At 70.7% G+C, this 25,787-nt stretch carries 25 protein-coding genes; 5 read left to right on the forward strand and 20 right to left on the reverse strand.

Going from position 1 to position 25,787, the window contains the following annotated elements:
- Nucleotides 1–6: 6 nt before the first annotated feature.
- The 4 genes from AC07VM_RS03015 to gabT form a co-directional block, all read right to left on the reverse strand.
- Complete coding sequence (locus tag AC07VM_RS03015; RefSeq protein ID WP_267415627.1) at nt 7–1,554, reverse strand: APC family permease; 1,548 nt, start codon at nt 1,552–1,554, stop codon at nt 7–9.
- Nucleotides 1,554–2,438 carry a universal stress protein gene (locus tag AC07VM_RS03020; RefSeq protein WP_267415629.1) on the reverse strand — a complete coding sequence of 295 codons (885 nt, stop codon included), beginning with the start codon at nt 2,436–2,438 and terminating at the stop codon, nt 1,554–1,556. The genes AC07VM_RS03015 and AC07VM_RS03020 overlap by 1 nt, the downstream gene beginning before the upstream one ends.
- Nucleotides 2,438–3,820, reverse strand: coding sequence for a flavin monoamine oxidase family protein (locus AC07VM_RS03025; protein WP_267415630.1), 1,383 nt, complete (start codon nt 3,818–3,820; stop codon nt 2,438–2,440). The genes AC07VM_RS03020 and AC07VM_RS03025 overlap by 1 nt, the downstream gene beginning before the upstream one ends.
- Before the next feature lie 106 nt (nt 3,821–3,926).
- A complete protein-coding gene (gene gabT / locus AC07VM_RS03030) occupies nt 3,927–5,294 on the reverse strand; it encodes a 4-aminobutyrate--2-oxoglutarate transaminase (RefSeq protein ID WP_494909939.1) in 1,368 nt (455 codons plus the stop codon).
- A gap of 96 nt (nt 5,295–5,390) precedes the next feature.
- Between gabT and AC07VM_RS03035 the strand changes: the two genes are divergently transcribed.
- A complete protein-coding gene (locus AC07VM_RS03035) occupies nt 5,391–6,899 on the forward strand; it encodes a PucR family transcriptional regulator (RefSeq protein ID WP_494909940.1) in 1,509 nt (502 codons plus the stop codon).
- 9 nt (nt 6,900–6,908) lie between these two features.
- On the opposite strand, the gene AC07VM_RS03040 is transcribed toward AC07VM_RS03035, so the two are convergent.
- Genes AC07VM_RS03040 through AC07VM_RS03065 form a run of 6 tightly spaced genes read right to left on the reverse strand, consistent with a single transcriptional unit; the run spans nt 6,909 to nt 11,876 of the window.
- Nucleotides 6,909–7,775 carry a MurR/RpiR family transcriptional regulator gene (locus AC07VM_RS03040; RefSeq protein ID WP_494909941.1) on the reverse strand — a complete coding sequence of 289 codons (867 nt, stop codon included), beginning with the start codon at nt 7,773–7,775 and terminating at the stop codon, nt 6,909–6,911.
- Nucleotides 7,762–8,574: a phosphonate ABC transporter, permease protein PhnE gene (phnE, locus tag AC07VM_RS03045; protein WP_494909942.1), complete on the reverse strand. Its 813-nt coding sequence runs from the start codon at nt 8,572–8,574 to the stop codon at nt 7,762–7,764. The genes AC07VM_RS03040 and phnE (AC07VM_RS03045) overlap by 14 nt, the downstream gene beginning before the upstream one ends.
- On the reverse strand, nt 8,571–9,383 hold the full coding sequence (gene phnE, locus AC07VM_RS03050; RefSeq protein ID WP_494909943.1) for a phosphonate ABC transporter, permease protein PhnE: 813 nt from the start codon (nt 9,381–9,383) through the stop codon (nt 8,571–8,573). Before phnE (AC07VM_RS03050) ends, phnE (AC07VM_RS03045) begins: the two co-directional genes overlap by 4 nt.
- Nucleotides 9,380–10,204: a phosphonate ABC transporter ATP-binding protein gene (phnC, locus tag AC07VM_RS03055; protein ID WP_267415636.1), complete on the reverse strand. Its 825-nt coding sequence runs from the start codon at nt 10,202–10,204 to the stop codon at nt 9,380–9,382. Before phnC ends, phnE (AC07VM_RS03050) begins: the two co-directional genes overlap by 4 nt.
- Before the next feature lies 1 nt (nt 10,205).
- Complete coding sequence (gene phnD, locus AC07VM_RS03060; RefSeq protein ID WP_267415637.1) at nt 10,206–11,195, reverse strand: phosphate/phosphite/phosphonate ABC transporter substrate-binding protein; 990 nt, start codon at nt 11,193–11,195, stop codon at nt 10,206–10,208.
- Nucleotides 11,196–11,237: 42 nt separating this feature from the next.
- Nucleotides 11,238–11,876 (reverse strand): HAD family hydrolase, encoded by a 639-nt coding sequence (locus AC07VM_RS03065; RefSeq protein WP_494909944.1) that lies wholly within the window; start codon nt 11,874–11,876, stop codon nt 11,238–11,240.
- A gap of 118 nt (nt 11,877–11,994) precedes the next feature.
- On the opposite strand from AC07VM_RS03065, the gene AC07VM_RS03070 reads away from it, so the two are divergent.
- Nucleotides 11,995–12,648 (forward strand): amino acid deaminase, encoded by a 654-nt coding sequence (locus AC07VM_RS03070; protein ID WP_494909945.1) that lies wholly within the window; start codon nt 11,995–11,997, stop codon nt 12,646–12,648.
- Here the strand turns inward: AC07VM_RS03070 and AC07VM_RS03075 are convergent.
- Nucleotides 12,645–13,049, reverse strand: coding sequence for a riboflavin kinase (locus AC07VM_RS03075; RefSeq protein ID WP_494909946.1), 405 nt, complete (start codon nt 13,047–13,049; stop codon nt 12,645–12,647). The genes AC07VM_RS03070 and AC07VM_RS03075 overlap by 4 nt on opposite strands.
- Nucleotides 13,046–13,555, reverse strand: coding sequence for a flavin reductase family protein (locus tag AC07VM_RS03080; RefSeq protein WP_494909947.1), 510 nt, complete (start codon nt 13,553–13,555; stop codon nt 13,046–13,048). Before AC07VM_RS03080 ends, AC07VM_RS03075 begins: the two co-directional genes overlap by 4 nt.
- 103 nt (nt 13,556–13,658) lie before the next feature.
- On the opposite strand from AC07VM_RS03080, the gene AC07VM_RS03085 reads away from it, so the two are divergent.
- A complete protein-coding gene (locus tag AC07VM_RS03085; protein ID WP_494909948.1) occupies nt 13,659–14,264 on the forward strand; it encodes a PadR family transcriptional regulator in 606 nt (201 codons plus the stop codon).
- A 3-nt stretch (nt 14,265–14,267) separates the two neighbouring features.
- Here AC07VM_RS03085 and AC07VM_RS03090 read toward each other — a convergent pair whose 3' ends face one another.
- The 6 genes from AC07VM_RS03090 to AC07VM_RS03115 form a co-directional block, all read right to left on the reverse strand.
- A complete protein-coding gene (locus tag AC07VM_RS03090; RefSeq protein WP_494909949.1) occupies nt 14,268–15,152 on the reverse strand; it encodes a ribokinase in 885 nt (294 codons plus the stop codon).
- The gene (locus tag AC07VM_RS03095) at nt 15,145–16,524 is read right to left on the reverse strand and encodes an NtaA/DmoA family FMN-dependent monooxygenase (RefSeq protein WP_494909950.1); all 1,380 of its coding nucleotides are present in this window, start codon (nt 16,522–16,524) and stop codon (nt 15,145–15,147) included. The genes AC07VM_RS03090 and AC07VM_RS03095 overlap by 8 nt, the downstream gene beginning before the upstream one ends.
- 110 nt (nt 16,525–16,634) lie before the next feature.
- The gene (locus AC07VM_RS03100) at nt 16,635–17,483 is read right to left on the reverse strand and encodes an ABC transporter permease (RefSeq protein WP_494909951.1); all 849 of its coding nucleotides are present in this window, start codon (nt 17,481–17,483) and stop codon (nt 16,635–16,637) included.
- A complete protein-coding gene (locus AC07VM_RS03105; protein WP_267415647.1) occupies nt 17,476–18,273 on the reverse strand; it encodes an ABC transporter ATP-binding protein in 798 nt (265 codons plus the stop codon). Before AC07VM_RS03105 ends, AC07VM_RS03100 begins: the two co-directional genes overlap by 8 nt.
- Complete coding sequence (locus AC07VM_RS03110; protein ID WP_494909952.1) at nt 18,273–19,376, reverse strand: ABC transporter substrate-binding protein; 1,104 nt, start codon at nt 19,374–19,376, stop codon at nt 18,273–18,275. Before AC07VM_RS03110 ends, AC07VM_RS03105 begins: the two co-directional genes overlap by 1 nt.
- A gap of 337 nt (nt 19,377–19,713) precedes the next feature.
- Nucleotides 19,714–20,361, reverse strand: coding sequence for a response regulator (locus AC07VM_RS03115; RefSeq protein WP_267415649.1), 648 nt, complete (start codon nt 20,359–20,361; stop codon nt 19,714–19,716).
- A gap of 184 nt (nt 20,362–20,545) precedes the next feature.
- On the opposite strand from AC07VM_RS03115, the gene AC07VM_RS03120 reads away from it, so the two are divergent.
- On the forward strand, nt 20,546–22,279 hold the full coding sequence (locus tag AC07VM_RS03120) for a sensor histidine kinase (RefSeq protein ID WP_494909953.1): 1,734 nt from the start codon (nt 20,546–20,548) through the stop codon (nt 22,277–22,279).
- 39 nt (nt 22,280–22,318) lie between these two features.
- Here the strand turns inward: AC07VM_RS03120 and AC07VM_RS03125 are convergent, their stop codons facing one another.
- Nucleotides 22,319–22,789 carry a sporulation delaying protein family toxin gene (locus AC07VM_RS03125; protein ID WP_494909954.1) on the reverse strand — a complete coding sequence of 157 codons (471 nt, stop codon included), beginning with the start codon at nt 22,787–22,789 and terminating at the stop codon, nt 22,319–22,321.
- Nucleotides 22,790–22,854: 65 nt separating this feature from the next.
- Nucleotides 22,855–24,306, reverse strand: a complete 1,452-nt coding sequence (locus tag AC07VM_RS03130) for a helix-turn-helix domain-containing protein (protein ID WP_494909955.1) — start codon at nt 24,304–24,306, stop codon at nt 22,855–22,857.
- 133 nt (nt 24,307–24,439) lie between these two features.
- Between AC07VM_RS03130 and aceA the strand changes: the two genes are divergently transcribed.
- A complete protein-coding gene (gene aceA, locus AC07VM_RS03135; RefSeq protein WP_267415654.1) occupies nt 24,440–25,780 on the forward strand; it encodes an isocitrate lyase in 1,341 nt (446 codons plus the stop codon).
- The last annotated feature ends 7 nt before the right edge of the window (nt 25,781–25,787 follow it).

The raw sequence follows: 25,787 nt of genomic DNA on the forward strand, positions 1-25,787 counted from the left end.
GGAGGGCTAGGAGCGCTTGCGTCGGCTGGGCGGTGCGTCGATGCCCAGCGTCTCGCCGCGGAAGAAGGCGGGCCGACGGACCGCATTCCAGATCATGACCGCGATGCCGACGACGATGATCAGCATCCCGAGGATGAACACGATGCCGACGCCGCCGATGTTCGAGCCGGAGCCGTAGGCGGGATCCATCGAGTCGATCAGCGTGGTGAAGAAGAGCACCGCGAGGATGGCGCCGCCGACGAGCGGGAAGAGGAACGTGAAGAAGAAGTTCCTCGTCGAGTCGAACCACTGCTTGCGGAAGTACCAGACGCACGCGAACGCGGTGATGCCGTAGTAGAAGCAGATCATCATGCCGAGCGTGAGGATCGTGTCCCAGAGCGTGTCCTCGCTGACCACGCGCATGACGGCGTAGAAGGCGGAGGCGACGATGGCCGACACGATGGTCGCGTACCCGGGGGTGAAGAAGCGCGGGCTGACCTTCGCGAACGACTTCGGCAGGGCGCCGTAGTGCCCCATCGCCAGCAGGGTGCGCGCGGGGCCCACGAACGTGGACTGCAGCGACGATGCCGAGCTGGTGAGGACGGCGAGCGAAACGAGGAACGCCAGCGGGCCGAGGATCGGACCGGAGAGGTGGAAGAACACGTTCTCCTGGATGTCCTCGTTGCCGAGGCCCAGCGCGCCGGTGCCGACGCCGGCGAACATGATCATCGCGACCGCGAGGAGCAGGTACAGCGAGACGATCGTGAGCACCGTGACGGTGGCTGCGCGCCCGGGGGTCTTCTCCGGGTCCTTCGTCTCCTCGTTCATGGTGAGGGTGACGTCCCACCCCCAGAAGATGAAGATCGAGAGGGAGAGGCCGGCGGCCACGGCGCTGAACGACGAGATCGCGAAGGGGTTGAACCAGTTCAGGTCGAACGGCTGGTAGTCGAAGCCGTTGCCGCTCACCGCCTGCACGATCGCGGCGACCGCGAAGAAGACCAGCACGAGGATCTGGAAGCTGACGAGCCAGTACTGCAGCTTCTGCGTCGTCTGCATGTCGCGGTACGAGATCCAGGTGGCGCCGAGCATGAACAGCAGGCACACGCCGATGTTGATCCAGGTGTTGCTCGCGATGCCCGCGATGTCGGCGTTCCCCGTGACCTGCGAGATGAGCAGGAAGAGGAAGTCCACGGCGATGCCGGCGAGATTCGAGAGCACCAGGATGGTCGCGACCACCAGCCCCCATCCCGCCATCCAGCCGATCCACGGCCCGAAGGCGCGCGCCGCCCACGTGAAAGAGGTGCCGGAGTCCGGCATCCGGTTGTTGAGCTCGCGGTAGCCGAAGGCCACCAGGAGCATCGGGATGAAGCCGACGAGGATGATCGCCGGGATCTGCGCACCGACCGTGGAGGCCACCGGGCCGACGGCCGCGGTGAACGTGTACGCGGGGGCGATGCACGAGATGCCGATCACGACCGCGCCGATGAGGCCGACGGTTCCGGCGCTCAGACCCTTCGTGGAGATGCCGGTCGTGACACCGGATTCGGGCTCCGTCGCCCGGTTCGTGCTGCTCATCAGCGTTCTCCTGCCTCGTTGCGGGTACGCGGGACGACGATCATGGGGACGGGCAGCTCGTGCAGCATCTTCGCTGCCGTGGAGCCCAGGAACAGGCGGCGGGGCTGGGCCAGTCGGCTGGAGCCGACCAGGACGACCTCGCCGGGAAGCCAGGACAGATGCGCGACGGCGTCTTCGACGGAGTCGCCCGGTGCCTTCTCGACGGCGGCGGTGCGACCGTCGGGCAGCAGCTCCGTCGCCATCGCGAGGACCTCCTGCGCGTGCGTGTCGCCGACCGTGCGGATCGCCCCGGTGTCGAGACCGGGCGGCACGTCGAACGGCACGAGGGACACCAGCCGGAGATCGACGCCGCTGTCCCCGGCGAGGGCGACCGCCTCGTCGAGCAGCGCATCGGCGCCGGGGCGCGAGCCGACGGCGACCGTCACCCGCGGGATGACGTGGTCGTCCTGGAGCGCCGCACCCACCGGTGCCAGCGCGACCGGGATGGTCGACGAGTGCAGGAGCTCCGACGCGACGCTGCCGAGCCGGTGGCGTCCGAGGATGCCGCCTCCCGCCGCGCCGATCACGATCACCCGGGCGCCGAACTCCTCGCCGGCGGCGATGAGACCCTCGGCGAACGACTCCGAGAAGCGCACGTGACCGCTGCGGGTCAGCTCCTGCGGCAGCCGGACGACCGCGTCGCCCAGCCACTTCTTGGCCTGGGCCCGGATGTGCTCCTCGTAGGCGCGCTCCGGCGGGACCGCGGCGCTGCGCGTGCCCTCGTTGGGCAGCACGATCACCAGGTGCAGCGTCGCACCGAGGCTGCGGGCGAGCCGCGCACCGAGCGCCGCGGCATCCGCTCCCGCATCCGTCGCCGTGTAGCCCACGACGACCGAGCCGGTCATCAGCTGCCGCTCTCGACAGCGCCGGCGTCGCGACCGGCCTCGACGATGTTCGAAGCCACGAGGTGGCCCATCCGGATCGCCCCGTCGACGTGCTGGTATCCGGCACCGGCCATGTCGCTGCACGCGAAGTGGATCGGACCGACGGCCGTGCGGAGGTCGGCGCCGTAGCGGTGCAGACCACCCATGTCGAAGCTCGCGGCGTAGGCACCGCGGGTCCACTCCTCGCTGCCCCAGTCGCTCTCGTAGTAGACGACCGGGTTCTTGGCCTCGGGGCCGTAATAGTGCGAGAGCGACTCGAGGATGCGCTCCTTGCGCTCCTCGGCCGAGAGCTCGAACACGCCGTCGGCGTTGGCGTCGGAGACGAAGCCGACCAGGGTGCCGCGCTCGTCGCCGTGGTTCGTGTTGTCGTACGCCTCGTGCGAGAGCTCGTAGGGGCTGAACGCGGTGCCGCTGAGGCCCTGCTCGCGCCAGAACGGGCGGTCGTAGACGGCGTGCACCTTGATGACGAAGCCCATCGACAGGTGCTGGTGCAGCTGGTGCTGACGACGCGGCAGCGGCGGGACGAACGAGATACGGCTGTACAGCACGGGGGCGTGCGCGAGGATCGCGTGGCGGGCGCGGACCGTGAGCTCGTCCGTGGTGGCCACGACGCCGGCGTCCGACCACTCCAGGGTGCGCACGGGCTGGTTCAGCAGCACGTCGTCGCCCAGGCGCTCGGCCAGTCGCAGCGGAACCTGCTGCAGTCCGCCGACGACGCGCTTGTCCAGGATGAAGTCGGCGTCGACGAGGTTGGAGTACGAGCCGGCGGATGCCGCCATCAGCAGCGACTGCAGCAGCGAGAACGCGTGCGTCGGCTTGGTGAGCATCGCCGATCCGGTGGCGAAGGCCAGGTTGCGCACGGCCTCGTCGTCGTCGGTCTGCTGACGCAGCCAGGCGTCCCAGGAGATGGAGTCCCAGTCGGCCGCGCTCGGGTGCGCCCACGGGCGGTCCGGGTCGATCTCGGCGACCAGGGCGTCGAGGATGTCGGTGACCCGGGCGATCTCCGCCTCGGTCTCCGGGGCGACGGGGAACATCTCGCCGGTGAAGCGGTGCGCCTTCCCGTCGGGGCCGACGTAGACGCTGTCGCCTTCGCGATAGCGGCTGTACGTCTCGAGCCCGAGCTCCTCGATCGCGTCCTTGAGCGCGTCCTGATCCGGCGAGACCCACTGGCCGCCGATCTCGAGCATGGCGCCGTCGATGACGTCGGTCCAGAGGCGTCCGCCCACGCGGTCGCGGGCTTCCAGGACGGCGACCGACAGGCCGGCCTTGCGCAGGTCGTTCGCCGCGGTGAGCCCTGCGGCTCCGGCGCCGACGATCAGTACGTCGCGAGTGATCTCAGCCATCTGCAACTCCTTCGTTGGGTGAAGTAGTGCCGGTCGCGACCCGAAATCCCCCGATTGGGGTCGCGACCGGACAGGGGTGTGGGCCGCGCGGGTGCGCGGCCGCACGTCAGTCCGTGGCCGCGGCGAGGGCGGCAGCCACGATGTCGAGGCCTTCGTTCAGCAGGTCGTCGCCGATCGAGAGCGGAGGAAGGAAGCGGATGACGTTGCCGTACGTTCCGCAGGTGAGCACGATGACGCCCTGGGCGATGCAGGCCTTGGCGACGGCTGCCGTGAGAGCGGCGTTCGGGGCCTTGGTCTCGGGGTCGACGAACTCGGCGGCGATCATCGCGCCGTGGCCGCGGACGTCGCCGACGCGCGGGTCGTTCTGCTGGATCGCGGTGAGGCGGTCCGTGAGGATGGTGCCGATCTCGCGCGCACGCTCGATCACGCCGTCGTTCTCGAACACGTCGATCGAGGCGAGGGCCGCAGCGCAGGCGATCGGGTTGCCGCCGTACGTGCCGCCGAGTCCGCCGGAGTGCGAGGCGTCCATGATCTCGGAACGGCCGGTCACCGCCGCGAGCGGAAGGCCGCCCGCGATGCCCTTGGCCGTCGTGATCAGGTCGGGCTCGATGCCGAAGATCTCGCTCGCGAACATGTGCCCCGTGCGGGCGAAGCCGGTCTGCACCTCGTCGGCGATGAAGACGACGCCGTTCGCGCGGCACCAGTCGACGATCGCGGGGAGGAAGCCGTCGGCGGGGACGATGAAGCCGCCCTCGCCCTGGATCGGCTCGATGATGACCGCGGCCAGGTTGTCGGCGCCGATCTGCTTCTCGAGCTGGAGGATGACGCGGGCGGCGGCCTCGCGGCCGTCGAGCCCATCGCGGAACGGGTACGACATCGGGGCGCGGTACACCTCGGGCGCGAAGGGTCCGAAGCCGCTCTTGTAGGGCATCGACTTGGCGGTGAGCGCCATCGTCAGGTTGGTGCGGCCGTGGTAGCCGTGGTCGAAGGCGACGACGGCCTGGCGGCCGGTGAACTTGCGGGCGATCTTGATCGCGTTCTCGACGGCCTCGGCACCGGAGTTGAACAGCGCGCTCTTCTTCGCGAAGTCACCGGGGGTGACGCGGTTGAGCGCCTCGGCGACACCGACGTACGACTCGTACGGCGAGATCATGAAGCAGGTGTGCGTGAACTGCGCGGCCTGCGCGGCGACGGCCGCGGCGACCTTGGGGTGCGCGTTGCCGACCGTGGTCACGGCGATGCCGGAGCCGAGGTCGATGAGCGAGTTGCCGTCGGCGTCCACCACGACGCCGCCGCCCGCGGCGACCGCTGCGATCGGGACCGTGTGTCCGACACCCGCCGCCACGGCATCCGCCTTGCGCGCGAGGATCTCGGCCGAGCGAGGGCCGGGGAGGTCCGTGACCAGGCGACGCTCCTGCGGGAGGTCGGGTCCGCCGAGAGGGACTGCGGGGGCTGCGGTGTCGAGGAGTGCCATGTTCGCGAGCGTACGGCGGCGGGGAAGCGCCTCGCACTCGCCGGGTCGTACAATCTAGATGAGGATTTCGCCCCACTGTACATTTCGGGAGTTCGCATGGCCGGAGAGGATCACCCGACGCTGCGGTCCCTGCTCCGCCGTCGCGACCTCGGGCTCGCGCTCGTCCCCCGCGAGGCCGATCTGGCGGACGGCGCACTCGACCGCCCGCTGCGCTGGGTGCACAGCTCGGACCTCGCCGATCCGACCCCGTTCCTGTCGGAGGATCTGGCGCTGCTGACCACGGGCACGCAGTTCGACGAGGCGGTCGGCATCGACACGTACGTCGGGCGCCTCTCCGACCGCGGCGTCCTCGGCCTCGGCTTCGGCACCGAAGTGCACCGCGCCGGCATCCCGGAGGAGCTCGTCGCGGCGTGCGCCACCCACGGGATGCCGCTGTTCACGGTGCCGTACCGCACGCCGTTCATCGCGGTCGCCCGCGCGCACTCCGAGGCCATCGCCGCGCAGGCCTACGCTCGACGGTCCTGGGCGCTGGACACCCAGCGCGCGCTGGCCCTCGCGGCACTGCGTCCGAGCGGGCTCGAGGCGACGATCGCCGAGCTCGCGCGGCGGCTCGACGTCTGGGCCGGGATGTTCGACGCCGCGGGGGCCGTGCTGGTCTCGCATCCGCGGGACCGGATCGACGACCGCGTGCTCGACGCCCTGGGCGAGCGGGTGATGGAGATCCTCACCCGCGGGCTCGAGGCCGGACAGTCGCTCACCCTCGGCGCGCACACCTTCATGCTGTTCACGGTGGGGCGTGGCGGTCATCTCCGCGGCGTGATTGCCCTGGCCGTCGACGCCCTCGACCCCGAGGCGCGGTCGGTCGTGACCTCGGTGATCGCGATGGCCGGGCTCGCCATGGAGCAGAGCGAGCAGCTGGCCCGGAGCCGTCGTCGTCTGCACGCGCAGCTCCTCGGATCGCTGCTCTCCGACGATCCGACCCTCGCCCGGCGGGTGCTGGGCAGCCTGCCGCCCGCACCGGTTGTCGTGGCCGTCGCCGCGGACGCACCGGCCGGCGCGCTCACGGACTGGTGGGAGCGGCACCGCGTGGAGCACGGCATCCCCGTCTTCCTGGCCGAGTCCGAGGACGGCGTGACGATGTGCCTGTCCGCCGGTGACGAGGGCCTGCTCGACGAGGTCGCGGCGCGCTTCGGCATCCGCATCGGCGTCTCGGATCCGGACGGCTACGACGCGTTCGGCCGGGCGCACGCGCAGGCGCTCACAGCCCTGCGCCAGCAGGGGGTGCACGGCGTCGCACGCTACGCCGACACCGTGGGTTCAAGCATCCTCACGGCGCTGGCGACGGACGAGGCGCGCCTGGTGGCGGAGTCGCGCCTCGCACCGGTGCGCGAGCACGACGCCCGCACGGGTGCCGAGCTGGAGCGCTCGCTGCGCACCTGGCTCGAGCACGACGCGAGGGCCGAGTCCGCCGCGGCCGCGCTCGGCGTGCACCGGCACACCCTGCGCTCCCGCATCGCCCAGGCCGGCGCCCTGCTCGACATCGACCTCTCGACCTTCCCCGCCCGCGCCGAGCTCTGGACTATCCTGCAGACGGCTCGGGACTGAGCGCGGGAGCTAGTCCGCGGCGCTCTCCCCGAGGTTGGCGGAGACGACCTCGAGGGCATGGGCGCGCGCCTGGACGGCATCCTCGCCACGCTCGGTCGTGACGGCCGCGGCGAAGACCTCCGCGAACACGAGGTACGCCACGCGGGAGGTGTGCTCGAGCTCGTCACGGAAGCTCACCCCGGTCGGGGCGATCACGAGGGACAGCGTCGCGACTTCGGTCAGTGCCGACGCGGCGAACGACGTCAGCGCGATGACGGTCGCTCCGCCGCGGGCCGCCGCGGTCGCGACGCGCAGGCTCGCCTCGTTCGCTCCGGAGCCGCTCACCACGAGGCACACGTCCTCCGCCGTGAGGTGACGGGCGGCGATCTGCTGTGCGATGGCATCCGCGATGAACTCGGCCGAGCGTCCGGCCGCGGTCAGCCGCATCGCGAGGTCGTTCGCGATCGGCGACGACAGTCCGTTCGCCAGCACGAGCAGGCGACGGGCGGAGGCCGAGAGGCGCACGGCCTCGGCGACCGCATCCGGATCCAGCAGGCTGGCGAGGGCGGGCAGCGAGCCGGCGAGTCGGTCGATCTCGCCGCGCATGCGACCGAGCACGCCCGGTCCGTGGTCGACCGCCGCCTCGCCCGGGCTGCTGCCCAGCTCGGCGGCGAGCGCGACGCGCAGCTGCGGGTACCCGCGGTAGCCGAAGCTCTGACAGGTGCGGACGACCGTGGCGCGGCCGACTCCGGCGCGGTCGGCGAGCTCCTGCGCGGTCCACTCCACGACTTCATCGGCGGATTCGACGATCAGCTCGGCGACGCGGCGCTCGGCCGGCTGCAGGGTGTTGAGCACCGCGGCGATGCGCGCGGTGGGCGGGGCGCTAGGCGAGAACACGGCTGCGGGCTCCCTCCATGATCCGGCGGCGGATGGCTCCGGATGCGGCATCGATCAGCATCGTCACCACGACGACCACGATGAGCAGGACACCCACCGTCGACCACTCACGGTACTGGGTGTACGAGGTCAGCATGTCGCCGATTCCGCCGACGCCGATCAGCCCGAGCACCGCCGAGGAGCGCACGTTGATCTCGAAGCGGTAGAGCCAGAACGACCAGAACGCCGGTTCGGCCTGCGGCCACACTCCCCAGCGCAGCACCTGGAGGGTGCCGCCGCCGGCCGCGCGCGCCGCTTCGATGGGCCCACGGGGCACGGCCTCGACCGCCTCGTACCCCCACTTGCCGAGGGTGCCGACACCGTTGATGGCGAGGGCGAGCGCGCCCGTGAACGGTGTGAGGCCCGTGACCGAGAGGATCACGATCGCGATGATGATCTCCGGCACGGCGCGGATCAGCGAGAAGAGTCCGCGCAGCAGCGCCCGGAGCCAGGCAGGCCCGAACCCGCGGGCGGCGAGCAGGCTCAGCGGGGTGGCGAGCAGGATGCCGAGGATCGTGCCGACCCAGGCCATCTCGATGCTGCGCCACGTCTGCCACAGCGCCTCCGGCAGCTTCTCCCAGTTCGGCGCGGAGAACATCAGGAACGTGTAGCGGACGATCTCGGACGGCAGATCGGAGAGGCGGGTCCAGTCGATGTCGATCGACCAGAACGCCAGGACCACGATGCCGGTGACGAGCGCCCACCCGGCGATCAGCCAGGGACGCCGGGGCTTGGCGGGGACGGTGAGCGCCGCACTCATACGAGCCTCCGTCGGATGGCGTCCGAGACGAGGTCGATCACGATGACGACGATGAGGATCTCCAGGATGATGAGCGAGAGCTGGTCGTAGCGGTAGAAGGTGCGCACCGCGTCGATGAGCAGGCCCATGCCGCCGGCGCCGACGAGGCCGAGCACCGTCGACGCGCGCACGTTCAGCTCGAACACGTACAGGGTCTGGTTCGCGAACGCCGGCCAGGCGTCGGGCAGCGCGAGCGTGCGGTTGATCTTGGCCTGCGTCGCGCCCACGGCACGCCCGGCCTCGAGCGGTCCGCGGTCGTTGGTGTCGATCGCCTCGGACACGAGCTTCACGATGATGCCGACGTTGAACAGCAGCAGCGCCAGGATGCCGGGGAGCGCGCCCACGCCGACCATCGCGACGAGGATGGCTGCGTACAGCAGGTCGGGGACACTGCGGATCACGTTGAGGATGCCGCGCACGATGATGCGCGCCGGGGCGTTCGGGTTGGTGGCGCGCGCGGCCCAGAAGCTGAGCGGCAGCGAGACGGCCGCGCCGATGGCGGTGGCGATCACGGCCATCTGCAGCGTCTCGATGAGCGGCGGGATGGTGCGGGGGAAGAAGCTCCAGTCGGGCAGGAGCAGCTGGATGATCTTGTCGGCGCCGTTCTGCCAGTTGCGTGCGATGGCCGAGAAGTCGACGCCGATGCCGATCACCGGCAGGCACATCAGCACGGTGACCGCCACGACCGCGGCGACGATCACCGGGCCCTTCCACGCGCCTGCCGGGCGGGCGGGGACGTCGAGGACCGGAGGGTTCGGGTCGATGCTCATACGTCCAGCCGGTCGTCGGGGGTGAGCGAGCGGCCGTAGATGCTCTCGAAGTCGGCGTCGGTCGCACTCGTGGCCGGCCCGTCGTAGACGACCTCGCCGGCGCGCATGCCGATCATCCGTGCGCCGTACTCGCGGGCGAGGTCGAGCAGGTGCAGGTTGACGAGCACCGTGATGCCGAGGTCGCGGTTGATGCGGCGCAGGTCGTTCATGACCCCGTGCGCGGTCGGCGGGTCGAGGCTCGCGACGGGCTCGTCGGCGAGGACGATGCGGGGTTCCTGCGCGAGGGCGCGGGCGATCGCGACCCGCTGCTGCTGTCCGCCCGAGAGCTCGGAGGCGCGGGAGTGCAGCTTGGGCAGGATGCCGACGCGATCGAGTGCCTGGTAGGCGAGCTGCTTGTCGGCCTCCGGGTAGGCGCCGAGGAGCGTGCGCCACAGGGGCGTGTGGGCGAGGCGTCCGACGAGCACGTTCTGCAGCACGCTCGCGCGTCCCGCCAGGTTGAAGCCCTGGAAGACCATGCCGATGTCGCCGCGGAGCCGGCGGAGGGTGCGCGGCGAGGCGCCGCTCACGCGGTGCTCCCCCACATCGAGTGTGCCGCTCGTGACGGGCACGAGGCCGTTGATCGTGCGGATGAGCGTGGACTTGCCGGATCCGGAGAGCCCGACGACGGCGACCATCTCGCCGGCGGCGATGTCGAGCGACACCCGGTTCAGGCCGACGGTGCCGTTGGGATAGCGCACCGTGACCTCGTCGAGGCGGATGGACCACGGCGTGGACGCCGCAGCCGGAGCTGCGGCGTCCACGTGCTGGATCTGATCGGACAACTTACTGGAGCCCCAGGGCCTGCGCGGCACGGGCGACGACGTCGAGCGAGTCGGGGTCGGCCGGGGCGAGCTTGGTGATCGAGTAGATGCTGGTGAGGATCTCGGAGCCCTCGGGGGTGTTCGAGAAGTCCTCGAGCGCCTTCGTGATGCGGTCCTGCAGCTCGGGCGAGAGGTCGGACGAGAGCGCGACGCCGTCGTTCGGGATCTCCTCGGTCATCGCGAACACGACGACCTTCTGGCCGACGTCGGGGGTGTCCTTCGCGACGATCGTGCGCGCGTCCCAGAAGCTGAAGCCGACCTCGGCGTCGCCGTTGTAGACCGCGAGCACCGAGGCGTCGTTCGCGGTGACGGGGATCTGCTGGATGTCGGTGTCGGTGTCGAGGCCCGCCTCCTGCAGCGCGAGGATCGGGTAGATGTAGCCGGCGGGCGAACCGGGGCCGAGGACGGCGACCTTCGCGCCCTTGACCTTGTCGATGCTGTCCAGGCCCGCCGGGCCCGTCATCGCGTCGGCGCCGTTGCAGAACAGCATCCCGTCGCGCTCGACCGGCTCGTCGTCGCAGTACTTGTCGGGGTTGTTCGTCATGAACTGCGCCGGGTAGGTGATGTTGCCGTTGCGCTCGGTCTGCAGCACGACCTTCGCGTCGTACATGTCGTTCGCCTGCCACAGCTGCAGCGACGGCAGGAAGCCGATCTGCGCCTGGCCGGCACCCATCGCCTCGACGGCGGCCTGGTAGTCCTTCGACACGACGCCGGTGACCTCGATGCCGAGCTCCTTCGTCAGGTAGTCGGTCAGGGGCGCCGCGGTGTCGACGAGCCCGTCCTGGTCCTGCGAGGGGACGAGTGCGAGCACGATCGAGTCGGGGTCGGCGGCCGGAGCGGAGGACTCGCCGGGTGCGGCGGTGCTGCCGGAGCAGCCCGCGAGCGCCACGGTCAGCAGGGCGCCGACCGCGACGAGGCCCGCTGCGGAGGAGCGGAAGAGAGAGGTACGCATGTTCATCCTTCGATGGGTGGGTGTGTGAGGGAGGGAGGGGTCTCAGCCGCGCAGCCAGGCTTCGAGCTGGGGCACCAGCGTCGAGAACTCGGCGGCGCGGAAGGTGGGGGTGGCGTCGGGGTCGGAGAACCCGCCGATCAGAGCCGTCGCATGGCCACGGGCATGAGCGGGAGCCAGGTCGTTGTGCCAGATGTCGCCGATGCTCAGCACCCGCGCATCGGCGGGGAGCTCGGCGAGCAGGGTGTCGAGCCCGCGGGGCTTGCCGGCGCCGGTGACGATCCGGTCGAACAGCCCGCCGAGGCCGAGGGCGTCGAGGGCGTCGCCGATGCGGATGTCCGGCGCGTTCGTGACGAGGATCCGCTCGGCGTCGACTGACGCGAGGAAGTCGGCGAGACCGTCCGGAGCGCTGATCGGCGCGCCCTCGGTCCCCAGCTGCGCGCGGCTGGCGAGGTACGCGGCGCTGAGGAGGCGGGCATCCGCTCCCCTGGCCTCGGCCACGCGGCGCACCGCGTCGTAGCCGTCGAGGGAGTCGTCATCGGCGGCGGCCAGGACCGAGCGGATGTCGTCGATGAGGGAGCCGTCGTCGCCGAGGGCCGCGGCGACCTGCTGCGCGTAGGCGAGGACCGGACCGTCGCCGAGGGCGATCGTGCCGTCGAAATCGAAGAGGAGAATGGAGTTCACGGAGTTCTTTCTGTGGGGACGCTCCGTCCATCATCAGGAACGATTGTGGACAGAAGGTCCCGAGCGTGTGAACGCCGTGTGAACAATCCGTCCACAGGAGTCGCGTATGGTGAGCGCCGTGTCCGAACTCGACCAGCTCACCCGCGCGGCGCACCTCGCCGCCGACGGCACCGCCACCGGCGCACGCCTCGCCCTCGACGCCCTCCCCTGGCTCGGCGCGGCGCTCGACGACGATCACCGCACCGACCGCTTCATCGCATGGGGTCGATCGACGGTCATCGACGAGAACACGGGCACCGCGGTGATCCCCCGACCCCTGTTCGAGGAGCTGCATGCGCGGGCCGGCGTGGCGTCGGACTGGCCGGTCGGAAATGCCGGAGTGCTGCACTGCTACGGCTACCTGCTGTCGCTCGAGGCGACGCCCTACGGACTCAAGCGGGACCGCTGGACCGAGGGCGCACTGGCCCGCGCGTGCGGCCTGACGACCGACGCGTTCCATCCCTGGCTCGAGGGGCCGACCCTGCTCGCGCGGGCCACCGCCGCGGCATCCGCCCTCCTCGCGACACCCGCGGCCGGCGCCACCCGGAGCGTCGACGCACGGCGCACCGTGCTCGCTCTCGGCGCAGCCCAGTGTCCGACCGCGCTCGCCTATGCCGTCGCCCCGACCGCGGACGCCGCGCCGCTGCTGGTCACGATGTTCCCCGTCGCGGACGCGACCGGCCCGCTCGCGGACTTCACGACCGACGTGCGCCTGCGCTGGAACGCCGCCTAGGGCACCATCCGCACCGCGGCCAGCAGCCGACGGCAGCGGACGACGTCGTCCGCCGTCTGAGCGATCAGCGCGTCGACGCCGTCGAACCGCAGCGTCGGCCGCAGTCGGGCGACGAGCGTCACGGCCAGGCGCCGCCCGTACAGGTCGAGGTCCGCGTCATGCAGATGCACCTCCACCCGCCTCTCCCGTGCGCCGGCGAACGTCGGATTCGCTCCGACGCTGACGCTCGCCGCCCGGGGCTGCGGATCTTCGTCGATCCGCACCCAGGCCGCGTAGATGCCGTCGGCGGGGAGGTCGCCGGGGTCCGTCGCCAGGTTCGCCGTCGGGAAGCCGAGCTCGCGTCCCCGACCGTCACCCGGGACGACGACGCCCGCGATCTCCCCGAGCGGCGGCGTGCTCACGCGCTCTCGGGGGCGGCGATCGAGCGGTAGCGGCTCTGGTGGAAGACGAGCGGCTCCACGTCGTCGAACAGGGTGATGTCGGCGATCTCGTACAGCGCGATCTCGTGGTCGCCGCCGTCGACGGTGCTGTGCAGGCGGCAGGTGAGCCAGAGCGCGGCATCCGAGATCAGCACCGCGCCGCCGTCGGTACGCTGCCAGGCGTGTCCGCCGAAGCGGTCGCCGTCGCGGGCCGAGAGGGACCGGCTGAGGGGCTCGTGGTGGGCGGCGAGCACGCTCATGCCGAGTTCGGGGACCTCGCGCAGCACCGGCCAGGTCTTCGACGTGCGCGCCGCGCTGATCGCGACAAGCGCGGGTTCCAGCGAGATCGACGTGAAGGAGTTGACGGCCATCCCGACGGCACGGTCGTCGACGTGCGCGGCGAGGGCCACGACGCCGGTCGGGTACACCGAGAACGCCCGGCGGAGGGCGAGGTCGCGCGGCAGGGCGTCGGTCACGGCAGTCGTCATTTCGGCTTCCTTTCGTTAGTCAACTTTGACTAGTTCCGATAATAGGCAAGTTTGATCATGCAAACAACAGGAATCTGTGATGTCAGCCGTTAGCATGAGGGGCATGTCGACCACCCGCCTCGTCGTCCTCGGCGCCGTGAAGCAGTTCCAGCCCGTGCACGGGTACTTCCTCCGCCGCGAGCTCATGACCTGGCACGTCGACGAATGGGCGCACATCCAGCCCGGTTCGATCTACAACGCGCTGCGCGCCCTCGAGGTCGACGGCTACATCGCCGAGAGCGGCACCGAGGCGGAGGGCAAGCGCCCCGCACGCACGACCTACCGCATCACTCCGGCGGGCGAGGTCGAGCTGCAGCGGATGCTGCGCGAGAACCTCTGGAACGTCGCGGCCTTCGACACGCAGGCCATCATGACCGTGGCCTCGTTCATGTTCGTGCTGAGCCGGCAGGAGGTGATCGCCGGGCTCGAGCACCGCCTCATCAAGAGCGACGCGATCATCACGCAGAACGGCTTCGATGTGCAGGACACGCTGCGCTCCGAGACCACGCCGAAGTACGTGCGGGAGATCTTCGACCTCTCGACGGCCCGGCTCACGGCCGAGAAGCAGTGGCTGCTCGACCTGCTGGAGCGGCTGCGCACCGGCGAGTACACGTTCGCGGGAGAGACGGCGGAGGACGCCGCGCCCGCCGACGCCGCACCCTCGACCTAGCCCTCAGCGCGAGGCGACCAGGACCGCGATCGCCTCGGGCGAGAGTGCGGGGGTCGTCGCACCACGGTGCTGCGCCACGACGGCGCCCGCTGCGCACGCACGAACCAGGGCATCCTCGATCGGCTCCCCCTGGGCGAGCGTCGCAGCCAGGGCCCCGCAGAACGCGTCACCGGCCCCTGTCGTGTCGACGGGTTCGATCGGGAACGCGGCGACGGCGAGCGGATCGAGACCGCGGCGGTGCAGCGTCACTCCCCCGGAACCCCTCGTCAGCACCACCGTCCCGGCGCCGGCATCCTGCAGCCGGTCGATCCCGCCGAGCTCGGCGCATTCGGTCTCGTTCACCACGAGCACGTCCACGTCGGGGAGCATGCCGAGCGCCGCCTCGTGCGCCGGGGCGGCGTTCAGGATCGTGAGGGCTCCGGCCGCGCGTCCCGCCCGCAGTGCCGCGGCCACACCGGCTGCGGGCACCTCGAGCTGCGCCAGCACGACGGCAGCTCCGGCGATCCCGGCGACCGCGTCCTCCGGATCCAGCTCGGCGTTCGCCCCCGCCGCGACGACGATGCTGTTGTCGCCGTCGTCGAGCGCGAGCACGTGGGCCACCCCGGTCGGGGCTTCGGCACTGCGGCGCAGGGCCGCGACGACGCCGGCATCCGTCAGGGTCCGCTCGAGCACGTCGCCGGCCTCGTCCCGCCCGACGACGCCGCAGAAGCGCGTCGGCGCCCCGCTGCGTGCGGAGGCGACGGCCTGGTTCAGCCCCTTGCCGCCGGAGAAGCGGCCGCCGGCCCGACCGAGCAGAGTCTCGCCGACGCGTGGGGGGCGCGCCACCTCGACCACGAGGTCGAGGTTCGCGCTCCCCACGACGGCGACACCGGCGAGGGTGTCAGACACGCGACATCGTCCGCCGGTACTGCGAACCCGTGTGCGAGTCGGCGAGTGCCGGCGTCGGCGTGCCGACCAGGCGCTCGCGCAGCGACTGCGGCTCGGCCGAGGGCTCGGCGATCGCGCCGCGCTCCTTGAGGATGGGCAGCACGTGCTCGATGAAGTCGACGGTGGAGGCCGGCGGGATGACCGGGGCGAACAGGAACCCGTCGAGGTCGGCGCCGTCGGCGAGCTCGATCATCCGGTCCGCCACCTGCTCGGGTGTGCCGACGATCGGGCGCGCACCGACGCCGTGCGCGTGCCAGTCGCCGAGCACGTCGCCGACGGTCTTGTCGGCGAAGCGGGCGACCTGGGTCTGAGAGAGCTCGGTGCTGAGCTCCGACATCGGCGTGTTCGGGGCGTACGCCGACAGGTCGAGGCCGGTGAACCACGCGTACGAGGCCACCGTGACATCGGGGTTCTGCGCATCGGCGACCTCGGCGTACTTGCGTCGGGCCTCTTCCTCGGTGCTGCCCACCACGGCGGCGAACGCCGACATGATCTTCACGTCGTCGGCCGCGCGTCCGTTCTTCACGGCCTCCTCGCGGATCGCCGAGGAGTGGCTGCGGAGCTGCTCGACGGAGCCGCTGCCGACGAAGATCGCCTCACCGTGCTTGCCGCCGAACTCTCGGCCGGCCGGCGATGCCCCCGCCTGGAACAGCACCGGCGTGCCCTGCGGCGAGCGCGAGGTGTTGCCGTAGCCGTGCGAGCGGAAGTACGGACCGTCGTGGGCGATGCGGTGCACCTTGGACGGGTCGGCGAAGCGGCCGGACTTGTCGCGCTCCAGGGCGCCCTCCTCCCACGCCTGCTCCCACAGCTTGTAGACGACCTGCATGAAGTCGTCGGCCATGAGGTAGCGCTCGTCGTGGCCGACCATCGCAACGCCGAAGCCCTGCACCGCGGTGTCGGCCGTGCCGGTGGTGACCACGTTCCAGCCGATGCGCCCGCCGGAGAGGATGTCGAGCGTGGCCATGCGACGCGCGAAGGAGTAGGGCGGTTCGAGCAGGGTCGACCCGGTCGCGACGAGCCCCAGGCGCGTGGTCTCGGGGATGAGGGCGGCGAGGATGATCGCCGGGTCGAGTCGCGGCAGGTCGAGGCCCTCGACCGAGCAGATGTCGGGGCGCTCGCCCGCGACGTCGGCCCAGCCCCAGGCATCCGCGAGGAACAGGAAGTCGAACCCGGCGTCCTCGACCATGCGCGCGGTGTCGCGCCAGTACTCGAGCTTGTCGAACAGGTAGCGCCCGTTGTCGGGGTGCCGCCAGGTCGCGGTGCCGGAGTCGTTCGCCTGGGCGTTCTCGAAGAGGCCGAGGCGCAGCTGCTTGACGGTGGTCTGATCGGTCATGTGCGGGTGCCTTCCTTGTGGGTGGTTCTGGTCGTTCGGGGATGCTTCCGGGCACGCCGGAGGAACCCCGGGACGGGTGGGGGCGCCCGTCCCGGGATCCGGATGTCGCGTCAGCCCTTGGCCGTGACCTCGCCGTCGCTCCACCAGAGCACGCGCTTGCGCACCAGGGCGAGGACGATGATCAGGAGCACGCCGAGCAGGCAGAGCAGGGCGATGCTGGCCCAGGTGACGGGGAGGTTCGCCTGCGCAGCGGACGTGGTGACCAGCGAGCCGAGACCGGCCTGCTGTCCGGCCGCGACGAACTCGGCGACCGCGGCGCCGACCACTGCGAGCGGCAGGGCGATGCGGAGACCGGCGAACACGTAGGGCATGCTGCCGGGGAAGCGCAGCTCGCGGAAGATCTCCCACCGCGAAGCGTGCAGCGTCTTGAAGACGTCGAGCGCCTTCTGGTCGACGTCGCGCAGACCCGCCAGCGAGTTCACGAGCATCGGGAAGAAGACCACGAGCCCGGTGACGATGAACTTCGGCACCATGCCGAAGCCGAACGCGACCACCAGGGCCGGCGCGATCGCCACGATCGGGGTCACCATCACGATGATGACCAGCGGCATCACGGCCCGCTCGATGATCTGGAACTCCGCCATGACCACGGCCAGCAGGAAGCCGGCGAGGATGCCGGCGGACGCGCCGACGACGACCTCGAGCAGCGTGACCAGGAAGTTCGACCAGTACATGCCGGCGTCGTCCACGAGGCTGCCGCCGATCGCCTCGAGCGTGGGGAGCACGTAGGGGTTGGTCCAGGCCACGATCTGCCACAGCAGCGCGGCGATCACGAACGTGATCAGCGTCGGGCCCCAGGAGCCCCAGCGCAGCCACGCGGGTATGCCGCTGCGCGGCTGGCCCTTCAGGCGGGCGGTCGCGAGGGTCGCGGTCGTGTCTCTCATCGTCAGCTCAGACATGGGCCTTCTCCGTCTGCGCGCGCAGCGCACCGCGCACGACTGCTTCCAGTTCGCGGAACTCCTCGGTCGCGTAGGCCTCCTCGGTGCGCGGCCGAGGCAGGTTCACGTCGATCACCTGGGCGATGCGCCCGGGGTGGGCGGCCATCACCACGATGCGGTCGGACAGCATGATCGCCTCCGGCACCGAGTGCGTGACGAACATGACGGCCTTGCGGTTGGACTGCCAGAACTCCAGCAGGGCGATGCGCTGCAGGTCGCGGTTCATCTCGTCGAGCGCCGAGAACGGCTCGTCCATCAGCATGATGGCCGGGTCGAACACGAACGCCCGGGCGATCGCGGCGCGCTGCTGCATGCCGCCGGAGAGCTGGCCGGGGTACTTCTTCATCGCCTGGCCGAGCCCGAAGGTCGCCAGCAGCTCCGCCGGATCGCGCAGTGCCCGTCCGGTGTTCGCCTGGGCGTTGATGCGCACCGGCAGCTCGACGTTCTCGCGCACGGTCTTCCACGGCAGCAGGGCGGGCGACTGCGGCACGAGGCCGATCTTCTTGTCCCGCGACGCCGCCGTGACGCTCTCGCCGTCGATCGTGACGGTGCCGGAATCGGCGTCGAGGAGTCCGGCGACGACCTTGAGCAGCGTGGACTTGCCGCAGCCGCTCGGACCGATGACCGACACGAACTCGCCCATGCCGATCGTGAGGTTCACGTCGTCGAGCACGGTGACCTGGGCGCCGTCGACGCCGAAGGACTTCGAGACGCCCCTGACCTCGACGCCTGCTCCCTGTGCGGCCGTCATCACTTCGCCGTCCAGATCAGGGTGTCGCCGTCGTAGAGGTCGGCGACCAGGTCGGCGTCCATCATGTCGGCGATCGCGGGGAGGTCCTTGACGTCGCCGTACTTCTTGACGAGCTTGTGCTCCGGCTCCCACATGGCCTCCGTCTGCACACCGGGGTTGCCACCGGCGCTCTCGCGCACCCAGGCGGACTCCACCTCCCACGTGCGGGCGAGCTGGTCGCGCGGGAACGCGGCGCCCTGGTTGTTGTCCTCCGCCAGCTTCGCGAGCTTGTCGATGCAGGCATCCGACTCGTCGAGGCAGTACTGCAGCGCCTTGAGGCTCGCGCGCATGAAGTCGGCGGCGACCTCGCGGTGCTCGTCGAGGAAGCGGGAGTTGACCTCCATCACGTTGTACGTGCCCTCCACGCCGAGGTCGGCGGGGAGGAACTCGCTGAACGGCAGACCCTGCGCCTTGAGCGACTGCGGCTGGTTGGAGGCGTAGCCGACGATCGCGTCGACCTGCTCGCGCACCACGACGGTCGGGTCGTAGTTGGTCATCTTGACCATCTCGACCTTCGAGACGTCGACCCCCGCCTCGTCCAGCATCGCCGAGGCGATCGGGGTGAGGTTGATGAAGTATCCGAGCGATCCGCCCTCGAGGTCCTTGAGGCTGTCGAGCTTCTCGTTGCCGAAGATCGAGAACGGCGGGGTGGTGCCGTAGGTGGCGACCGCCGTGAGGTTCTTGCTGTTCGCCGCCGCCAGCATCACATCGGATGCGGAGCCGAGCGCGGTGAACTGCGCCTGCCCGGAGGCGACGAGCTGCTGCCCGTTCGCACCCGAGGCGTTGATCTCCACGTCGAGGCAGAGATCGTCGAAGTAGCCCAGCTCCTCGGCGAGGAACACGTCGAGCTGCCCGGCGCTGGCGGAGTAGCCGTAGCCGGAGATGTAGGTGATGGTGCCGGCATCCTGATTGCGCGTGCAGGCGTCGGTGTCGTTCGCACTCGTGGGGGCGGTATCGCCGCCGGGCGTCTGCGCGGAGCATGCTCCGAGCGTCAGCGTGGCGGCGAGAACGCACGTCAGGGTGGCAGTGATGCGGAATCGGGTTTCCGCAGAGGAAGTAGCCATGAGGGTCCCTTCTCGGCCGTTCGTCGTTGATGGCTCGTTGAAAGTAACATAGTCAAGATTGACTAAGCAAGAACAAACTAAAGCTTGACGAAACATCGACGAGAGCGCCGTCGGGCATAGACGAGCTCCTGCCCGCGCGGCCCCCATCGCCGCGCGGACAGCACCGGTGCGCGCGTCCCCCTCCGCCGCGGGCACGGTCCCCCATCTTCCGCACGGACCCCCAGGCACCGTGCAGAGGATGTCACCGAGCTCGGCGTATGCCATGCTCCCCCGGATGAGCCGCCGCCCTCGGGCCATTCGTCCCGCGGGCTCTCCCCTCCCGCCCGGGCGCGTGCGGCTATCGCTCCTCGCCGTGGAGCCGGGAGAGCTCGAACACCGCCGCCTGCGTGCGATGCGTGAATCCCAGCTTCCCGAGCATCGAGGTGACGTAGTTTTTTACCGTCTTCTCCGCGAGGCCGAGGCTGCTCGCGATCTCGCGGTTCGTCCGGGCATCCGCGATCAGGGCGAGGATCTGCCGCTCGCGCATGCTCAGCGACGCGACCCGCGGGTCTCCGGCGTCGGCACGGTCGGGGAGAAGCCGCGCGGTGGCACGACCTACCGCCTCCGGATCCAGCAGCCGTCGTCCCGCGGCGACGGCGCGCACGGCCTCCGGGAGATCGGCGGTGCGGACGGTCTTGAGCAGGTGCCCCTGCGCTCCGGCCATGACTGCCGCGATCACCGCATCATCGTCGTCATAGGCAGTGAGGATCAGACAGCGCATCTCCGGGTACTCTTGGCGGATCGCCCGGCACAGGTCGATTCCGCTCCCGTCGGGCAGATGCACGTCGAGGATGACGACGTCGGGAAGCGTGGCGGCGATGCGCCTCGTCGCCTCCCGGCAGGCCGCCGCCTCGCCGACGACCTCGAGGTCGGGCGTGGCCTGGATCACCCCGGCGATTCCCCTGCGCACCAGTTCGTGGTCGTCGACCAGGAACACTCCGGTCATCTCATCCCTCTTCCCGCTGAAGACATGCCTCCGGGCACGCTAGCGAACCGGGAGCCGCCGGCACGGGACCATGGTCCCCCTCGCGGCGAGCGCGAACCCGCGGACCTCGGACGCGACGCGCGCCACGCCTGCCATATACCGGCTGATCGTTGCAGACGCCTCGGTCTCCGGGGAAGGTGGAGGAATGCAGGACAGATGCCGACAGACGCATACTCCGCCCGGCACCGGCCGCGGCATCCGGGACGATCCGCTGGCCGCGCTCCCCACCCGCATCCTCGCGACCCGTCGCGGACTGCGGGGGATCCACGGCGCCTCGCGGGAGACGGCGACGGAACTCGACGCCGACGGCACGCTCAGCCGCATCCTCCAGGCCGCCGTCGACCTTGCGCATGCCCGGTACGGCAGCCTCCTGCTGGTCACCGACTCGGGCGAGCTCCGCCCCCTCGTGCACGTCGCGGCGGAGGGACGCACGGAGGAGGCGATCGGCCACCTGTCCGCTGCCGGCGCCCTGCTCGACGCGATCGCCGACACCGGCCGGACGATCCGGCGCGACACGACGGATGCCGGCAGCCGCCACCGCGACGGCCCGACCGCGCCCCTGCACTCCGTCCTCGGGGTGCCCGTGCGGGCGCAGGGCGAGATCCACGGCGTCCTCCTGCTCACGAACCGCCGCGCCGGCGTCTTCACCGCGGAGGACGAGAAGCTCGCCGAATCCCTCGCGACAACCGCGGGCGTCTCGATCCTCAACGTGCGCCGGTGCGAAGAGACGCAACGGCACGCGCGCCTGCGTCGCGCGCTGGCCGACGTCGACGCCGCACTCGTCACCGGGCCGAGCGACGGCGTCCTGGACCTCGTGGCCGACCACACCACCCGCGTCGTCCCCGGCGATCTCGTGACGATCGTCGTCCCCGTCGACGACGACCGCCTCCGCGTCGAGACCGCGCGCGGCCCGCGCGCCGCCCCGTTCGAGCACGGCATCCTCCCGGCCGCGACCTCGGTCGCCGCCCGAGCGATCAGCACCGGACGCAGCGTGTGCGGGCCCCTGACCGACGAGGTGACGCAGCGGACGCTGGCGGGCGACGGCGGTGTCGCGGGACCGACGGTCGCCGTCCCCCTCGTCGCCGCCGGTCACGCCGTCGGCGCGCTCTGCGTGACGCGCGCCGCCTCCGACGCCGGTTTCACGCAGCACGAGATCGAGGCGATCGCGGAGTTCGCCGCTCGGGCGGGCCTCGCGATCTCCCTCGCCGGCGCGCGACAGGACCACCCGCACCCGGACAGCTCCGAGGAGCAGAAGAGCGTCGCTCGCGACCTGCACGACAACGTCATCCAACGCCTGTTCGCGACGGGGATGAGTCTGCAGGCGCTCGCTGCCGCCGATCCGCCCCACGCCGACGAGCTCGAGCGGCACGTCACGGAGATCGACACCGCCATCACCGAGATCCGTTCCGGGATCTTCTCGCTCCGCACGCGGAGGGCGAGGCAGGAGGACCGTCCGGCGTCGCAACGCGTGCTCGCGGTGATCGCGGGACTGGCCGCGGTGCTGCCGACGACGCCGACCGTCACCTTCGTCGGCCCCGTCGACACCGTCGTCACCGGCCGGCTGGCGGACGATGTGATCGCCGTGGCCCGCGAGGCCCTCGCCAACATCGCTCATCATGCCGACGCCCGGAACAGCGCCATCACGATCACCGTCTCCGAGTACGAGGTCTCCGTCACCGTGCAGGACGACGGGAAGGGACTCGCCGGAGCGCGTCGCCGCTCCGGCGGCACCGCCAATCTCGCCGAACGTGCAGCTCTCCACGGCGGCTCGTTCACTCTGACCGACCGGGCCGATCGTGGGACGGCGGCACGCTGGACGGTGCCGCGCTCCGCCGGTTCCGCCGGTGTCGTCGGTGCCGCCGGTGCCGGCGACGGATGAGGGACTCGAGCCCCCCGCAGGATCCGGTGCCGGCGCCCCTCACACGCTGCAGGAGGGACGGCAGGAGGACTCCACGAACTCGATGAAGTCCGTCAGGAATCCGCGCGTCCCCTGAGTGACGACGAGCGGATCCGCACTCCTGATCGCCGGCCCCCAGGTCGTGGAGAACGGCGGATACGCGGCCAGGAAGGCCTCCGCCACCGGTGTGATCTGCTCGACCTGCTCCGGCGGCGACACCGAGTGGATACCGAACTCGGCGAGGAGCTCGGGATGCGCGTCGGCGAGGGGGCCCGCTCCCGTCATCAGGAACAACAGCAGCTCCAGGTCGGTCGCCGCGGCGAGCCGCGGGTCGAGACCGGCGTCGACCGCCACGACGCGAGGCCCGGCGATCACCCCGGCGGCTTCCGCTCCCGGACCGGTCGCGGCGTGCGCGGTCGTCACGCCCGCCAGCGAGATCGTCAGCGCCACGACGGTGGCTGCGATGGATGTCGTCAACTTGAGAATGCGCACGGTGCCCCCTGGATCGATCGCGAATGCGAGCACCGTAGCACGAGTGGAAGGTAACGTTCTAGCTCTCATCGCGGCGCATGTGCGTCCAGGAACTCGTAGACGTCGGTCGTGTCGACGCCGGGGAAGGCTCCGGTGGGGAGGGTCGCGAGCAGGGTGCGCGGCGTCTTCACGTTCGGCCAGGAGTGCTCGCGCCAGCGGTCCTCCAGCTCGGCGGGTGCGCGACGGCAGCACACCTCGACCGAGTGCTTCGAGACCCCGCGGTGCGTGGTGTCGCGCCCCACGAACCACTTCGTGTCGTCGAAGCGCACCCCGACGCTCACCGAATGCAGCCCCTCGCTGGACGCCTCCACCCGCGCCGTGCACCAGTACGTGCCGTTGCCGGTGTCGGTGTACTGGTAGTACGGGTTGAAGCGGTCATCCTCGTCGAACACCACGCGCGAGGTCCACCGGCGGCAGCACATCTGCCCCTCGATGGCGCCGAGACGGTCGGTCGGGAAGTTCACGTCGTCGTTCTCGTACGCCTTGGTGATCGTGCCCGACTCGTGCACCTTGAGGAAGTGCACCGGGATGTCGAGGTGCCGCGTCGCGAGGTTCGTGAAGCGGTGCGCGGCCGTCTCGTACGACACCGAGTACGCGTCGCGAAGATCCTCGATCGAGATCGCCCGCCGCTGCTTGGCGTCCTTCAGCGTCGGGACCACGTGCGCTTCGGGGATGAGGAGCGCGCCGGTGAGGTAGTTCGTCTCGACGCGCTGCCGCAGGAACTCGGCGTAGCTGCGCGGCTCGGAGTGACCGAGGATACGACTCGACAGCGCCTGCAGCACGGCGGTGCGGGCATCGCCCTTCGCCGGCACGCTGCTCGAGAGGTAGAGCCGTCCGTTCGCGAGGTCGGCCACGCTGCGGGTGGTCTGCGGCAGGTCGGGAGCGTAGTGCAGCGTGAAGCCGAGGTACGCCGCGATCTCGGAGGCCGTGCGCTGGGTCAGCGGACCGCCGGGGTGGCCGACCGCGGCGAGGATCTCGGCGGCCTTCGTCTCGAGGTCGGCGAAGTGGTTGTCCTGCCGACGCATCAGATGCCGCAGCTCGACGTTCGCCCGCCGGGCCTCTTCCGGCGTCGCCGCTCGCTCGTCCTTGAGCCGGTCGATCTCCCCGTGCAGCGCGAGCAGCGCCTTCAGCGCATCCGTCGGCACGCTCTTCGCGATCCGGAACGGCTCGATCCCCAGCGCCTGGAAGGTCTGGCCCTTCATCGCGCGCTCCAGGGCGATCTCGACCGCACTGCGCTCATCGAGCGGCTCCCCCTCCAGCAGCGCATCGATCGTGACGCCGAGCGCCCGGGCGATCACCTGCAGCTGCGTGAGCTTGGGCTCGCGCTTGCCGGTCTCGATCATCGACATCTGGCTCGGCGCCCGATCGACGGCGGAGGCGAGGTCGTCGAGCGTCATGCCCTTCGCCGTGCGGAGCTGCCGGATGCGGCGCCCGATCGTGAGGGCGTCGGTCTCTTCTGCCGCGTCGATGGTGCTCATGCGGGCGATTCTGTCACAGAAACAGAATTTCGGTCGATCTTCTCCCCGGATTCGGTCGTTCAGAGCCGTGAACTTCACTCACAGTGGAACCACGCCACACCGGCACAGTCGCCGGATCCACGGAGGAGACACCATGACGAACACCGCCCACACCCCGACGCCCCGCCCCGCCGGTCTGCGAGCCGGCGACCAGGTTCAGACGGCCGCCGAGCTCCAGGAGATCTGGGACACGGACCCTCGCTGGGACGGCGTCGAGCGCACCTACTCCGCGGAAGACGTCATCCGCATCCGCGGTTCGGTCCGCGAGGAGTCCACGCTCGCGCACCGCGGAGCCGAGAACCTCTGGAACCTCCTGCACACCGAGGACTACGTCCGGGCGCTCGGCGCCTACACCGGCGGTCAGGCCGTGCAGCAGGTGCGGGCCGGCCTCAAGGCCATCTACCTCTCCGGCTGGCAGGTCGCGGCCGACGGCAACCTCGCCGGCCAGACCTACCCCGACCAGTCCCTCTACCCCGCGAACTCGGTGCCGGCGGTCGTCCGCCGCATCAACAATGCGCTGATCCGCCAGGACCAGCTCGAGCACGCGGAGTCGCTCGCCGGCGAAGGCGAGATCACGCAGGACTGGCTCGCCCCGATCGTGGCCGACGCGGAGGCCGGTTTCGGCGGACCGCTGAACGCGTACGAGCTCGCGCAGTCGCTCATCCAGTCGGGTGCCGCCGGCATCCACTGGGAGGACCAGCTGGCGAGCGAGAAGAAGTGCGGTCACCTCGGCGGCAAGGTGCTCGTGCCCACCCAGCAGCACATCCGCACCCTGAACGCGGCCCGGCTCGCCGCCGACGTCGCCGGGGTGCCGACCGTCATCATCGCCCGCACGGATGCCCTCGCCGCCGACCTGCTCACCAGCGACGTCGACGAGAGGGACCAGCAGTTCACCACCGGCGAGCGCACGACCGAGGGGTTCTACCGGATCCGCCCCGGTCTCGAATCGGTCATCAGCCGCGGCCTCGCCTTCGCCCCCTACGCCGACCTGCTGTGGGTCGAGACCGGTGAGCCGGACATCGAGCTCGCCCGCGACTTCGCCGCCGCGATCCACGCGCAGTTCCCCGGGAAGCTCCTGGCCTACAACTGCTCGCCGAGCTTCAACTGGAAGCGCCACCTGTCGGACGCCGAGATCGCGACGTTCCAGCAGGAGCTGGCCGACCTGGGCTACAAGTTCCAGTTCATCACCCTGGCCGGCTTCCACGCCCTGAACCACTCCATGTTCGACCTCGCCCGCGGCTACGCCGAGCGCGCCATGAGCGCGTATGTCGAGCTGCAGGAAGCCGAGTTCGCCGCCGAGGCCGACGGCTACACCGCCACCAAGCACCAGCGCGAGGCGGGCACCGGCTACTTCGACGTCATCTCCACCGCGCTCAACCCCGACAGCGCGACGCTCGCCCTCGCCGGCTCCACCGAAGCCGCGCAGTTCCACTGATCCCCGC

It is taken from the genome of Microbacterium sp. GW821-FHT01D02 (genome assembly GCF_059422585.1).